Annotated in this window: 10 protein-coding genes; 3 read left to right on the plus strand and 7 right to left on the minus strand. The window is 67.9% G+C overall.

Going from position 1 to position 13447, the window contains the following annotated elements; translation table 11 throughout:
• Positions 1 to 9 precede the first annotated feature (9 nt).
• The 6 genes from C8N38_RS15580 to C8N38_RS15605 form a co-directional block, all read right to left on the minus strand.
• Complete coding sequence (locus tag C8N38_RS15580) at positions 10 to 1710, minus strand: methyl-accepting chemotaxis protein (protein WP_108028082.1); 1701 nt, start codon at positions 1708 to 1710, stop codon at positions 10 to 12.
• Positions 1707 to 2216 carry a chemotaxis protein CheW gene (locus C8N38_RS15585; protein WP_108028083.1) on the minus strand — a complete coding sequence of 170 codons (510 nt, stop codon included), beginning with the start codon at positions 2214 to 2216 and terminating at the stop codon, positions 1707 to 1709. The genes C8N38_RS15580 and C8N38_RS15585 overlap by 4 nt, the downstream gene beginning before the upstream one ends.
• The gene (locus C8N38_RS15590) at positions 2213 to 4189 is read right to left on the minus strand and encodes a chemotaxis protein CheA (protein WP_108028084.1); all 1977 of its coding nucleotides are present in this window, start codon (positions 4187 to 4189) and stop codon (positions 2213 to 2215) included. The genes C8N38_RS15585 and C8N38_RS15590 overlap by 4 nt, the downstream gene beginning before the upstream one ends.
• Positions 4186 to 4554 (minus strand): response regulator, encoded by a 369-nt coding sequence (locus C8N38_RS15595; RefSeq protein WP_075787314.1) that lies wholly within the window; start codon positions 4552 to 4554, stop codon positions 4186 to 4188. Before C8N38_RS15595 ends, C8N38_RS15590 begins: the two co-directional genes overlap by 4 nt.
• A gap of 31 nt (positions 4555 to 4585) precedes the next feature.
• The gene (locus tag C8N38_RS15600) at positions 4586 to 4894 is read right to left on the minus strand and encodes an STAS domain-containing protein (RefSeq protein ID WP_108028085.1); all 309 of its coding nucleotides are present in this window, start codon (positions 4892 to 4894) and stop codon (positions 4586 to 4588) included.
• Positions 4895 to 5546: 652 nt separating this feature from the next.
• Positions 5547 to 7124 (minus strand): hypothetical protein, encoded by a 1578-nt coding sequence (locus C8N38_RS15605; RefSeq protein WP_108028086.1) that lies wholly within the window; start codon positions 7122 to 7124, stop codon positions 5547 to 5549.
• 212 nt (positions 7125 to 7336) lie between these two features.
• Here C8N38_RS15605 and C8N38_RS15610 point away from each other — a divergent pair, with 212 nt between their 5' ends.
• Genes C8N38_RS15610 through C8N38_RS15620 form a run of 3 tightly spaced genes read left to right on the plus strand, consistent with a single transcriptional unit; the run spans position 7337 to position 10084 of the window.
• A complete protein-coding gene (locus C8N38_RS15610; protein WP_108028087.1) occupies positions 7337 to 8332 on the plus strand; it encodes a TRAP transporter substrate-binding protein in 996 nt (331 codons plus the stop codon).
• Between the two features lies 1 nt (position 8333).
• Positions 8334 to 8837 carry a TRAP transporter small permease gene (locus C8N38_RS15615; protein ID WP_215731164.1) on the plus strand — a complete coding sequence of 168 codons (504 nt, stop codon included), beginning with the start codon at positions 8334 to 8336 and terminating at the stop codon, positions 8835 to 8837.
• Positions 8834 to 10084 carry a TRAP transporter large permease gene (locus C8N38_RS15620; protein WP_108028088.1) on the plus strand — a complete coding sequence of 417 codons (1251 nt, stop codon included), beginning with the start codon at positions 8834 to 8836 and terminating at the stop codon, positions 10082 to 10084. Before C8N38_RS15615 ends, C8N38_RS15620 begins: the two co-directional genes overlap by 4 nt.
• 21 nt (positions 10085 to 10105) lie before the next feature.
• Here the strand turns inward: C8N38_RS15620 and C8N38_RS15625 are convergent, their stop codons facing one another.
• Positions 10106 to 13051 carry a GGDEF and EAL domain-containing protein gene (locus C8N38_RS15625; RefSeq protein WP_158272365.1) on the minus strand — a complete coding sequence of 982 codons (2946 nt, stop codon included), beginning with the start codon at positions 13049 to 13051 and terminating at the stop codon, positions 10106 to 10108.
• Positions 13052 to 13447 lie beyond the last annotated feature (396 nt).

Raw genomic sequence — 13447 nt, forward strand, 5'->3', positions numbered from 1 at the left:
CAGGGCGGCTCAGGCGGCGCCGGAGCGCACGAACTGCCCGTCGATGTCGTCATCGCCGCCCATGTCGAGCATGAAGCCCCCCGAGGCCTGGGACGGGCGCCGCCGGGCGGGCGCGGCGGTCTTGCGGATCGCGTCCTCGACCGGCGAGCTGTCCGACCGGCGTCCGCGCGACGCCGCATGATGGCTTCCCGCACGCCCGGCCATGTCGTCCAGCGCGACACGGAAGTAGCCGATGACCTGCTGCAGCTGGCTCGATTGGCTTTCCAGCTCTTCGGCGGTGGCCGCCATCTGCTCGGAAGCCGAGGTGTTCTGCTGGGTCACCTTGTCGAGCTGCTGGATCGCGACGTTGATCTGCGCGGCCCCGGCATTCTGTTCCTGGCTGGCATTCGAGATCTCGGCCACCAGTTCGGCGGTGCGCTGGATGTCGGGCACCAGCCGGGTCAGCATCTCGCCCGCCTGCTGCGCGGCCTTGACCGTATCGCCCGACAGACCCGAGATTTCCTGCGCCGCCGCCTGGCTGCGTTCGGCCAGCTTGCGCACTTCCGAGGCCACCACCGCAAAGCCGCGGCCATGTTCCCCGGCCCGCGCCGCCTCGACCGCCGCGTTCAGCGCCAGAAGGTCGGTCTGACGGGCGATTTCCTGCACGATCAGGATCTTCTCGGCGATGGTCTCCATCGCCTTGACCGCCTTGCCCACGGCATCGCCGCTGCTTTTGGCGTCGCCGGCCGACTGGCGGGCGATCTTCTCGGTCTGCGAGGCGTTGTCGGCGTTCTGCTTGATGTTGGCCGCCATCTCTTCCATCGAGGACGACACTTCCTCGGTCGACGAGGCCTGTTCGGTCGCGCCCTGGCCCAGCTGCTCGGCCGCGGCCGACATCTCCTGGCTGCCGGAGCCCACGTTGCGGGACGAGACCGCGACCTCGGTGATGACCTCTTTCAGCTTGGCCACCATGTCGCGCGCCGCCGCCAGAAGGCTGTCGCGGTCGCCCTCGCGGGTCGCCACCTTGACCTCGAGATTGCCGCTGGCGATCTCGCGGATCACGTCGCGGGCATAGTCGGGCTCGCCGCCCAGGGCGCGGGTGATGTTGCGGATCAGGAAGATCGCGGTACCGATGCCGACCAGCAGCGCCAGCCCGATCACCCCGAAGACCACCTTCTGCGAGGTCGCATAGGCTTCGTCGCCTTCCGCGCTGGCCGCACGCGCTCCGTTCGAGTTGAAGGCCACCAGTTCCGTCAGATCAGCCGTGACCGCATCGAACAGTTCCAGAGAGTCGCTCATCTCGCGGCTGGCCATATCGTTCTGATTGTTGCGCGAATAGCGCAGGATGCGCTTGGAGTTCTCGAGATAGTTCGCCAGCCTTTCGTTGAACTGGGCGTAAAGCTGCCGTTCCTCGGGCGCGATGATCAGCGCCTCATAGGCGGCGCGGCTGGCGTCAAGCTTGGCCCGGACGCCGTCGATATAGGTTTCGATCCGTTCGAATTCGGACTCGGTGGTGGCCAGAACATGGGCATACTCGCCGATGCGATACTTGGCCATGATCGTGTCGAGCTGGCGCACCTCGTCCACGCTGGGCAGCCAGTTGTCGGCGATGATCGTCGACTGCGCGTTGATCCGGTTCATCTGCAGGATCGCAACGCCCCCCAAGAGGCTGATCAACAGCAGCAGGGCGCCAAAGGCGAGGGCGAGCTTGGCCCTGAGAGAGAGTGTCATTTCGCTTTCCTTTCGTCCGTGGCGAAGGACGGATCGCGATCCCCCTTCGATCCGAAGATCCGGCCCATGTCCGGGATGATGATGAAGTCGTCGCCATGCTTGCCGATGCCGCGCACGAATTCGGCGGGCCAGCGCATGCCGACCTTCGGCGCTTCCTCGACGGAGGCGTCCGAGATTTCGGTGACGTCGTGCACCTTGTCGGCGATGATCCCGACCAGCGCCGGTTCCCCGTCGAGGTCGATCTCGGTCACGACGATCCGGGTATCGGCATCGGGCGGGGTGCGCTCCATGCCGAACATGACCCGAAGATCCGCAAGCGGCACCACTTTGCCGCGCACGTTGATGACGCCGTTCACGAAGGCCCGCGCATTGGGCACCTCGGTCACGGGAACCATGTCGAGGATCTCGCTGACGGTTTCGGCCGGCAGCGCGAAGACCTCGCCCTGAAGCCCGACAGTCAGGGCGCGCATCGCGGCGGGCCCGGTAGGCTTGTCGACGGCGCTCATGCCACCCTCCCCAGCTGTTCGCCGCGCAGGCGGCTTTCATAGGCCTGGCCGAAGCCGACCAGCGCGCTCACATCGAGGATCATCGCCACCGTGCCGTCGCCGAGGATGGTCGCGCCCGAGAAGGTCTCGACATCGGCGTGCAGCTTGGACAGCGACTTGATGACGGTCTGGCTGTTGCCGATGATCTGGTCGACCACCAGCCCGACCCGCGCCTCGCCCGCCGAGACGATCACCACCTTCTGGTGCTCGGCCCGCTCGGCCCGGGTCTTGAACAGCTCGCGCAGCCGCAGGAACGGCACCAGCCGCCCGCGGATGTTCAGGAAATTGCGCCCGGCAGCCTTGCCATCCTGCGCGGCGGGCAGTTCTACGCATTCCTCGACCGCCGAGAGCGGGATCGCGTAGCGGCCGTTGCCGACCTGCACCAGCATGCTTTCGATGATCGCCAGCGTCAGCGGCAGCCGCAGCGTCGCGACCGTGCCCTGACCGGGCGTGCTGGTCAGATCGATGGTGCCGCGCAGGCCCTCGATGGTGCGCTTGACCACGTCCATGCCGACCCCGCGCCCCGAGATCGAGGTGACCTGGCTTGCAGTCGAGAAGCCGGGATGGAACACGAACTGGTAAAGCTCCTGATCGGTCACCTTCTGGTCGGACGTCAGAAGCCCGTTCTGTTCGGCCTTGGCGCGGATGCGCGCCGGGTCGAGCCCGGCCCCGTCATCGGCAATCGAGATCGCCACCTCGGCCCCGGTATGGGCGGCCGACAGGCGCACCCGGCCACGCGCGGGCTTGCCCGCACGGCCGCGCGCCTCGGGCCCCTCGACGCCATGGTCGATGGCGTTGCGGATCAGGTGGACCAGCGGATCGGCCAGCCGCTCGATCATGGTCTTGTCCAGCTCGGTCTCTTCGCCGCTGGTGACGAAGTCAATCTCCTTGCCCAGCTCGCCCGAGAGGTCGTGCACCAGCCGCCGGAAGCGCGAGAACAGCGTGCCGATCGGGACCATGCGGATGCCCATCGTGGTGTCGCGCAAGCCCGAGGACAGCCGTTCCAGCTCTTCGACCACGGCCTTGAGGTTCAGGTCGTCCCCGGCCGAGGCGATCTGCGCCAGCCGCGACTGGGCGATCACCAGCTCGCCGACCCGGTCCATCAGCTCGTCCAGCCGCTCGGCCGGCACCCTGAGCGACGAGGCGGCGGCGGCGCGGCCCTCGGCATCGCGACCGCGCCGGGCCGTGTCGGCGGATGCCGCCGCCTCGGACGCGTCCTTCGGCGCCTGCGGCGGCTGCAGCGGTTCCAGCGTCAGCTCCATGCCGTCGCGTACGAAGAGGAAGACATCGTCGATCTGTTCGGCCGAGATCCCGGCCTCGAAGGTGACTTCCCAGCCCAGATAGGTGCCGCTTGGGTCCATCTCGTCGAGCGGCGGCAGCCGGTCGGTCAGCCCGACCACGCGGTCGGCGCCCAGCTCGCGCATCTCGTCCAGCAGCAAGAGCGGATCGGTCCCGAAGGCGATGGCATCGGACGGCAACCGGAAGCGGACCCGCACCCCGCCAGCGGGCGCCCCGGCGGCCGGGGCCGTTCCGGCGGGCGCGGCAGAGCCGGCATTCCGGCCGGTATCGACCGTGTTGCGCAGCGCCTCGAGGATCGGCGCGCCCTTCGCGGCGTGCTGGCCGGGCTCGCCGACCAGATCGGCGATATGGTCCTTGGCCGCCAGCGCGATCACCACGAGGCCGGGGCTGATCGCCGCCTTGCCCTTGCGGACGCGGTCGAAGGCGGTCTCGAATTCATGCACGAAATCCGCCACTTCGTCATAGCCGAACATGGCCCCCGACCCTTTGAGCGTGTGCATGGCGCGGAAGCTTGCATCGACGAGGGCGCTGTCGCCCGGGTCGTGTTCCAGATCCAGAAGGGTCTGTTCCAGCGTGTCCAGAAGGTCGCGCGCCTCCTGGCGGAAGGTCTCGGCGGGATCGGAGGACAGGGTCATGCTCCGGCGACCTTCTTCACGACGGCCAGCAGCTGGTCCTGCTTGAAGGGCTTGGCGATCCAGCCCGTGGCGCCCGCCTCCTTGGCCTCGCGCTTCAGCCCGTCATCGGTCTCGGTGGTCAGGAACACGATGGGCACGCCCGCGCTCGAGGCATGGGTGCGGTACTTGCGGATGAAGTCGAGCCCGCTCAGCCGGGGCATGTTCAGGTCGGTGATGACCGCGTCGATCCGGTTGGCGACGGCCTTGTCATAGCCGTCCGCCCCGTCGACCGCCTCGATCACCTGATAACCTGCGGTTGTCAGGGTGTGCGCCACCATCTGAAGGATCGACGGCGAGTCGTCGATGGCGAGGATCGTCTTTGACATTGCAGTTCTCCAAGATCTGGGGGAGTTCCGGTCAGGCGGCGCGCGCCTGACCCGGCAGGTCGAGACCGGCCCGTTCGAAGGCGGTCGCGCAGGCGCCGCCGGGCGGGGCGATCAGCGTGAACGGCCGGCCGGCCAGGGCCGCGTCCCGGGCCAAAGCCAGCAATATCTGTAGGATCGCCACATGCATGCCGGTCGCTTCGGTCGTGTCGACAACGATGGCACCGCCCCCGCGCAGGGCCGCCAGGACCCGGTCGCGGATGCCGGCCGCGTCGCGCGGTCCAAGCTCATGCGCCAGGCAAATCTCTCCCGTTCCGATCATGTCGGGTGTTTCCGGGTCCATTTCTGCATCTCCGTCCAGGGTTCGGGAAAAGACGAGGTTTTAGGCCTGTTCTGTTTCCGGACATTCGCGTTCTGGATGAGAAGCCGCCGGGCGACAAACGGACAGTCCGCTAAATTTTTCTGGTTCTCCTAGGAAATGCCGCAATTGGGATTTTGGCCAAAACGCCCCAAAGGTGACGCTAGGGAAACCAAACCGCGGCGAGAACCGCCCTTCGGCAAGATTAAATTCAAAAGCCTCGTTCTTTCTCGCTTGCCGGACGCTGTGACGTTGCGCCCGATCCCGCTGCGGTAACGAAGCGCGATCGGCACATCCGATTCCCCGACTCGCGCCCGGGCGGCCGCCAAACGGTATTTCTTCCCGCCGATCTCTGACGTTGCGTTGCAGAAGCGCCGGACTCCGCTCCATCGGCAGCGTAACCCTTCGTTTCGACCTGTGGCGAAGTCGGGGCAGCGGGCCTGCGCTCGCCACATTGCTGAGCGCATAGCTATCATGCATTTTTTGAATACCGCCCGATCGAGGGATTCCCACCCGGCCGCGGGCGGCGTCGACCCCGGTTTCGAGAGGAAATTCCGAATCGCGCCGGGAAAATCCGGCGCCAGACACAGCGTGTCGCGCCGCGCGGCCGGGGCAGGATGTCAGGAGATCGCGAGGCTCAGGGTCGCGGGGTGCAGTCTGCCGTGACGCTGTAAAGCGTGACGCGGTGACGACCCTGCGCCACGGCCGACAGGTAAAGCGGGTCGAGGACGACCGCAGCGCCGGGGTCGACCCGGCGCAGAAGCAGGGCGCGGTTCAAGTCCCAATCGGCGAAATGGGTGATCCCGGCGGCCTTCAGATAGGTACAGACCCGCCCCTCGCGCAGCGCGGCGGCCGCCGGACCGTTCACCACCCCGTCGAGATTGACCACCCGCAGACCCGGCGGCGCAAAATATCCCAGCGCCCCGCTTTGCAGCGCCCCAAGGGTCGCGCCCGGCGGCACCTCGGGCAGCAGGTCGCGCGCCATCTCGCCATAGCCGCTGGGGGGCGCGAAGGCATGCAGCCGCGCGGTCCCCGGATCGCTCAGCACCGGTGCGAGACGCCAGAGCCCAAAGCCGCAAAGCGCGAGGACGGCCAGGCCCCAAAGTACACGCACCGCCAAGGGCGGGGACCGCCCGAACACCAGAGCCGCCGCCAGCACCGGCACCAGGCAATGGATCGGCGAGAAATACCGCTCGAAGAACCAGACCGCACCAAGCCCCAACGTATAGGCCAGGAACAGGGCAAGGGAGCCAAAGGCCAGCACCGCCGCCAGCGGCGGACAATGTCCCCGCCGGACCGCCAGCAAAGGCAGCAGGAGCACGGCCGCGACCGCGATCCCGGCCGCGGGCGACCAGCCGAAGACCGCGTCGGGCCAGACCGCGCCCAAGGCCAGCACGCCCATCGTGAAGGTCATCCATCCGTCGAACCCGTCGGCCGCCGCAAGCGTGGCCACCGCCGCCCCGCTTTCGGGCAGAGGATCTCCGGTCAGCCAAAGACAGACCCCGACCCAGGGCGCGATCACGGCACATCCCGTCAGCGCCGCGAGCCCCGCGCCGCGCCAGCCCAGCGCGCGAACCGCCCAGATCCCCGCCGGTGCCAGCAGCACCGCCGCATCGACCCGCGCCAGCACCGCGAGCCCGGCCAGCCCCCCGATCCCGACGAAGCGACGCATCGGTGCACCCGGCCGGGTTTCGGCCAGCACAACGGCTGTGGCCAGTAGCACCGCCGCGGCCAGCGCGGTTTCAAGCCCGTTCGGATGGGTCAGTGCAAAGACCGGACCGGTGGCCAGCACCAGCCCGACCCCGGCCGCCGCCAGACATGACCCGGTCAGCGCCAGCGCCAGCCGTGCCGCCAGCCCCGCCGCCAGCGCCCCGGCGATGGCCCCGATGGCGGCTGCCGCCAGTGCGGGCAGCACCGGATCGGCGGTCAGCCGGAAGACCGGCACCAAAAGCGCCACGATCAGCGGCTGAAACCCGGTGGTCGGCACCGTCCCATCGGCGGTGGGGCCGAGACCGGCCGCGATGTTGCGCGCGATGGACAGCACATAATAGGTGTCGTCGGGAAAGACCTGCCGGTCGAGCGCGTCGGCCCCCCACAAGAGCAGCGGCAGGCGCAGGCTCAGCGCCGCCAGGGTCACGACCGCCAGCACCGCCCCGGCCGGGACGGCACGCGCCCCGGCCATCGGCCGCGGCATCGGCGGTAAAAGATCGGGCATCGATTGGCGGGCCACGGCAGAATTGTTCTGAAATCCGGGATAATGCCACCCCGGGGCAGCAGTCTGTCGCGATCAAGGCGAAATCCGGGCACGCCCTCCGAAAGATCATCCTGTCCACCCGCCCGCGCCTGCCGCAATTATCGGCATGTTCGGTTGACGCCCTGCGTAACATCGCCCAAGGTCCCGCCGCTGATCCTGAAGGAGACTCCCCGATGCAGAGACGTTCGTTCCTGTCCGCCGCGGCCGCCGCGCTGGCGCTTGGCGGCAGCCCCGCTCTGGCCGCCGATCTCGACGGCATGAAGCCCGTCACCCTGCGGCTGGCCCATGTGGTGAACGAGAAGGACGCCTATCAGGTGGCCGCCGTCGCCTTCCGCGATCTGGTGGCCGAACGCAGCGGCGGCAAGATCTCGGTCGAGATCGTGCCCAATGCCACGCTCGGCGACGAACGCACCCTGCTCGAAGGCATGCAGATCGGCAGCATCGACATGGGGCTGATCACCAACGGGCCGGTCGCGAACTTCGTCGAGGAGATGGCGGTGTTCGAGTTGCCCTTCCTCTTCCCTTCGCGCGAGGCCGCCTATGGGGTGCTCGACGGCGAGATCGGGCAAGAGCTGCTGGACAAGCTGGCCGATGTCAATCTCAAGGGCCTCGCCTATGCCGAGCGCGGCTTCCGCAACCTGACGAACTCCAAGCGCCCGGTGGCGACGCCCGCCGATCTCGACGGGCTGCGCATCCGCGTGATGGAGAACCCGGTCTATACCGACAGCTTCAGGGCGCTGGGCGCCAATGCCATTCCGATGGCCTGGACCGAGGCGCTGACGGCGATGCAGCAGGGCACCATCGACGGGCAGGAAAACCCTGTCGGCGTGGTCTATTCGTTCAAGCTGAACGAGACCCAGAAATACATGACCATGACCCGGCACACCTATGCGCCCGCCGTCTTCGTGATGGGCATGCCGACCTGGTCGAAGCTGCCCGAGGCGGCGCAGCAGATCGTGGTCGAGGCCGCCCATGACGCAGCGGCCACCGAACGCGCCTTCAACGCCGATATGGAGGCCCAGCAGCTTGACGAACTGAAGGCCGCCGGGATGGAGGTGAACGAGACCCCCGACCTGACCGCCTTCCAGGACGCGGTGGCGCCGGTCTACGAGAAATACGGCGAGAGGTTCGGCGACACCCTGACCCGGATCCGGGCGGAGCTGAACTGACGTGCTGAGCCTCCTCGGCCGGATCGAACGCGCGATCGGCGCCGTGCTTGCCCCCGTGATCGCGGCGGGCATGGCAGCGCTGATCGCGGTCATCACGCTGCAGATCGTGTCGCGGGTGGCCTTCACCGCGGTCGGCTGGACCGAGGAGGTCGCGCGGTTCCTGCTGATCGGGCTGACCTTTCTGGGCGCGGCGCTGGCCTGGCAACGGCACCGTCATATCGCGGTCGGCGTGCTGGTCGAGCGGCTGCCCGACGGGGCGCGTCGCGCCGCGACCGCGCTGGCGCTGGTCATCGCCGTGGCCTTCCTGATCAGCCTGGTCTGGGTCGGCCAGACCTACATGATGATGCAGAGCTTCCAGAAATCCGCCGCGCTCCGGCTGCCCATGAGCTATGTCTACGCGATCATCCCCGTCAGCGCGGGCCTGATGGCCTGGCTGGCCGCGACCGATCTGATGCGGCTTGTGCTGACCGGCACCCTTCCCGATGCCGGGGAGCCGGTGGAATGAGCCTGCTTCTCTTCGGCCTGTTCTTTCTGTTCATGATCCTCGGCCTGCCGGTCGCGCTGGCCATCGGCGGCGCGACCATGGTCGCGATGCAGGCGGGCGGCGTGCCGCTTCTGGTGCTGCCGCAGCAGATGTTCTCCGGCATCAACTCCTTCGCGCTGGTCGCGGTGCCGATGTTCATCCTCGCGGGCGACATCATGGCCGAGGGCAAGGTCAGCGCCCGGCTGGTGGCGCTGGCCGATGCGATGATCGGCTTTCTCAAGGGCGGGCTTTCCATCGTCTCGGTGCTGGCGGCGATGTTCTTCGCCGCGATCTCGGGCTCGGGGGCGGCGACGACGGCGGCGGTCAGCTCGACGCTCGTGCCCGAACTCACCCGCAAGGGCTATGACCCGGCCTCGGCCGCCAGCCTGATCGCGGCGGGCGGCACCATCGGCGTCGTGATCCCCCCCTCGGTGCCGATGATCATCTACGCGGTGATCGCCCAGGAATCCGTCTCGGCGCTTTTCCTGAGCGGCTTTCTGCCCGGCATCGCCATGGGCGCCGGGCTGATGGTCGTGGCCCTGGTGCAGGGTCACCGGCGGGCCTATCCCAAGGGCGCCCCCTTCTCGCTGAGAACCATCGCGCGCAGCTTCGTGTCGGCCTTCTGGGGGCTTATGACCCCGGTCATCATCCTGGGCGGCATCTTCTCGGGCATCTTCACGCCCTCCGAGGCGGCGGTCATCGCGGTCAACTACGCGATCTTCGTTTCGCTCTTCGTCTATCGCGACATGGGGCTGAAGGACATCTACCGGCTGATGATCCGCTCGGGCGTGACCACGGCCGTCATCATGTTCGTGATCTCGGCCTCGGCCGCGCTCAGTTGGGCCTTGTCGAACTGGCAGGTGCCCGCCCAGATCGGGGCGCTGGTGCTGTCGGTCTCGGACAATCCGATGATCGTGCTGGCGATGATGCTGGTCCTGATCCTCGTCACCGGCATCTTCGTCGAGACCGCCTCGGCGCTGATCATCCTGACGCCGCTTCTGCTGCCTCTGGCGCTGCAACTTGGGGTGGACCCGGTGCATTTCGGGGTGATCCTGGTCGTCGGCCTTGCCATCGGCATGATCACGCCCCCGGTCGCGATCAACCTCTATGTCGCCTCCTCGGTCACCGGACTGGGGCTCGAGCGCATCGCCAAGGCGGTGCTGCCCTATCTGGCGGTGCTGGTCGCGGTCCTGATCCTCGTGACCTATCTGCCATTGCTTCTGGGCTGACGGCCTTCCGGCGGCGGCCGGTCAGGCCCGCCGCCGCAGCTTTTCCGTTGCATAGGCCAGGAACCCGGCCTCGTCGACGGGCCGGGAATACAGATAACCCTGCAGCACCTGACAGCCCAGCCCCCGCAGGATGCGCACCTGATCGGGGGTCTCGACCCCCTCGGCCACGGTGCCGATCCCCAGAGCCTCGGCGATCTCGACGATCGCGCGCACCAGATTGCGCGAGCGCAGGTCGCGCGCCACCGGCGCCACGATGCGGCGGTCGATCTTCAGCGAAGACGGCGCGATCTCGAGCAGTCCGATGATCGAGGCATGGCCCGAGCCGAAATCGTCGATCTCGATGTCGATCCCGGCCTCGCGCACGGCGGCCAGATGGGTGCGGAAGGCATCGCTTTCCTCTTCGACCAGGATCGATTCCAGCAGCTCGAAGGTCACCTTGGTCTCTTCGCTGCGCATCGCTCGCGCGGCCGAGACCACATCCGGGTCGTGCATCCGGCCCGAACTGACATTGAAGCTGATCTTGGGCAGATGCAGCCCCGCCGCACGCCAGCGGTCCAGCGCCTGGCGGGATTTCTCCATCATCAGGCGGTCGATCTCGGGCACCAGCCGCAGCTGCTCGGCCAAATGCATGAAGGCCGAGGGCGCCAGCAGACCCTTCGTCGGGTGGCGCCAGCGCAGAAGCGTCTCGGCCCCGACCAGACGGTTTTCCATCGCGCAGACCTGGGGCTGGAAGAACGGCACGAACTCGTCGCGCTCCAGCGCCTCGTGAATCTCGGCCGCCAGACGCCGGTCGTTCAGGATCGAATCGTGCAGCGCCCGTGTGAAGAACTGCATCCGGCTGCGGCCGCTGGCCTTGGCGCGATAGAGCGCGGCATCGGCGAACAGCTGGATGTCGCTGTCGGGGCTGCAGATGTCGTCGCACAGGGCGATGCCGAAGCTCGCGCCGAACCGGCAGGGGCGCCCGCGATACAGCATCGGTTCGGCCAGCCGGGCCTGCACCCGTTCGACCACATCCTGCGCATGGCGCCGCGTCATGCCCGGCGCCAGCAGGATGGCGAATTCGTCGCCCCCGATCCGCGCGGCGAAATCGCCCGCCCGGATCGCACCGCGCAACACCTCGGCCACCCGGATCAGCACCTGGTCCCCGGCCTCATGACCCAGCGTGTCGTTGACATATTTGAAATGGTCGAGGTCGATGCGGATCAGCACGCAATCGCGCGGCCCGCCCGCCCCCGCCTCGGCCAGACGCTCGGCCAGCACCCGGTCGTAGAACCGCCGGTTCGGCAACGCGGTCAACCCGTCATGCAGCGCCTGCCGCTCGTTCTCGATCCGCATCTTCTCGGCCAGGCCGTGGGCGCGGCGCAGGTCGGCTTCGCGTTCGACATCGGCGGTCACGTCGTAAAGCGCGCCGCGCCAGGTCAGGACCCCGTCCGGGCCCTCGCGCGGGGTCGCCGAGGCATCGAGCCAGCGCATGCCCCGGACCGGATGGAAGATCCGGAACCGCTGGCGGCGGAGCGTCAGGGTTTGCGAGGTGGTTTCGATATTGGCCAGGAACTGGGGCAGGTCGTCGGGATGGATGCGCTCGAGGATATGCGTCTGCAGCCGCTGAACGTCGCCGCCGGGAAACCCCATAAGATCGTTGAAATGGGCACTAGTATAAGTGAAGTTCAGCCCCCCCAGGGGCGCGCGCTGAGCTTCGTAAAGCCCGACCGGAGCGATCTCGGCGATCGAGGCCAGACGGTCCATCGCATCATGCGCCTCGGCCGCGGCCAGCGCCGCCCTGCTTTCCATCTCGAGCCGCTCGGTGATGTCGATCATGTAGCCGTACCACATCGCCCCGTCGGCCGAGCGCAGCGGACTGGCCGAACACAAAAGCCAGATCGTTCCCTTTTGCGGATGCTCGACCCGGAACTTGAACTCGGCCCGAGCACCGGTTCCCAGCGACTGGGCGAAGGCGTCCTCGACCATGGCCTCGTCCTCGGGCGCAACATGGCGGAACGCCTTGCCGACACTCTTGCGCAGTTCGGTCCCGGGTACCCCCATCAGGTCGGGCAATCGCGAGGTGAAATAGGGAAAGCGCATCTTGCCGTCGCGCGTCTGCCGCAGCGAGAAAAGAGCGCCCGGCGAGTTCTCGGCCAGCGTCGTCAGCCGTTCATGGGCCAGACGCTGAGCCGCCGAGGCCCTGGCCGCCCGCCGCTCTGCCGCGATCTCGTCGGTGATGTCCAGCACGCTGCAGCGCCACAGCACCGTCCCGTCGGGCTGCGCCGTCGGCAGGGAGGAGCCCAGATACCAGCGAATCCCCCGCTCGGGGTGCCGCAGCCGGAAACGCGCCGACCCCGGGCACAGGTCCTCGGCCGACCGCCGGGCCTGTTCGCGCAGCGCGGCAAGGTCGTCGCGATGGATCCAGCGGAGCCCGGCGCGCACGTCCTGCGCAAGATCCGCGGCCGTGACGCCGAACAGATCGGGCAGCTTGGCACTGAAATAGGGGGCGCTCAGCCCCCCATCGAGATCGCGCCGCAGCTCGAACAGCGCCACCGGCGCGTTGTCGGCCAGCGCGTTCAGCCGCTCGCCGGCATGGCGCGCGGCCTCAGCCAGCTCGGCCGCGTGGATCTCGTTCCGTTTGAGATCGGTGACGTCGACGAGGCTGCCGCAGATGATCGCCCGCCGGTCGCCGGCCGCCGCCGCGAAAAGCTGCCCTGTGACCGCGAACCAGCGATAGCTGCCATCCTTGCAGCGAAGCCGGTGATCGAAGCCGAACCGCTCGACCTCGCCCCGGACCGCCGCCTCGATCTGGCCGAGGATGCTCGCGCGGTCCTCGGGATGAATGCGGTCGACACAGCTTTGCACATCCAGAGGGATCTCGCCGGGCTCATAGCCCAGGGCCCTGAAATACTCGCCTGTGGCGCGGATCTCGGTCGCGGGAAGTTCGGCATACCATTGACCGATTCCGGCCGAAGCCGCCGCCACCTGAAGGATTTCGGCCTGCTCCAGAACGCATGCGCCGGTCGGGGCGGACGTCGCCAGTCCGGTCGCGTGGTCGGCGCTGCCTTCGCCATTGACCGACGGCCTCTCCCGGGCGGGGTCTTCGGAGGGAATCGCCCGGTTTCGAAAGCGTCCGATCAAAGCCCCGAACTGGTGGGGAGAGGAAGTCGGTTCAAGCTGATGTTTGGCGCGCGGCCCTATACTGAAACCGTTCACTTGTTCCTTTGGCACGACTCGGATCCTCGCACTTTCGGTTGGCCCAAGGCGCGGAAAGCCCGCTCCGAGCGACCGGCACACGGTAGGGTTGCATGGCTGATGCCGAATTGCGGCATTTGCGAGGCCGCCGCCGGGGCGCCGCAAGGCTCTTCCGGGCCCACATGC

The sequence above is a fragment of the Rhodovulum kholense genome (assembly GCF_003053725.1).
Lineage (GTDB): Bacteria > Pseudomonadota > Alphaproteobacteria > Rhodobacterales > Rhodobacteraceae > Rhodovulum > Rhodovulum kholense.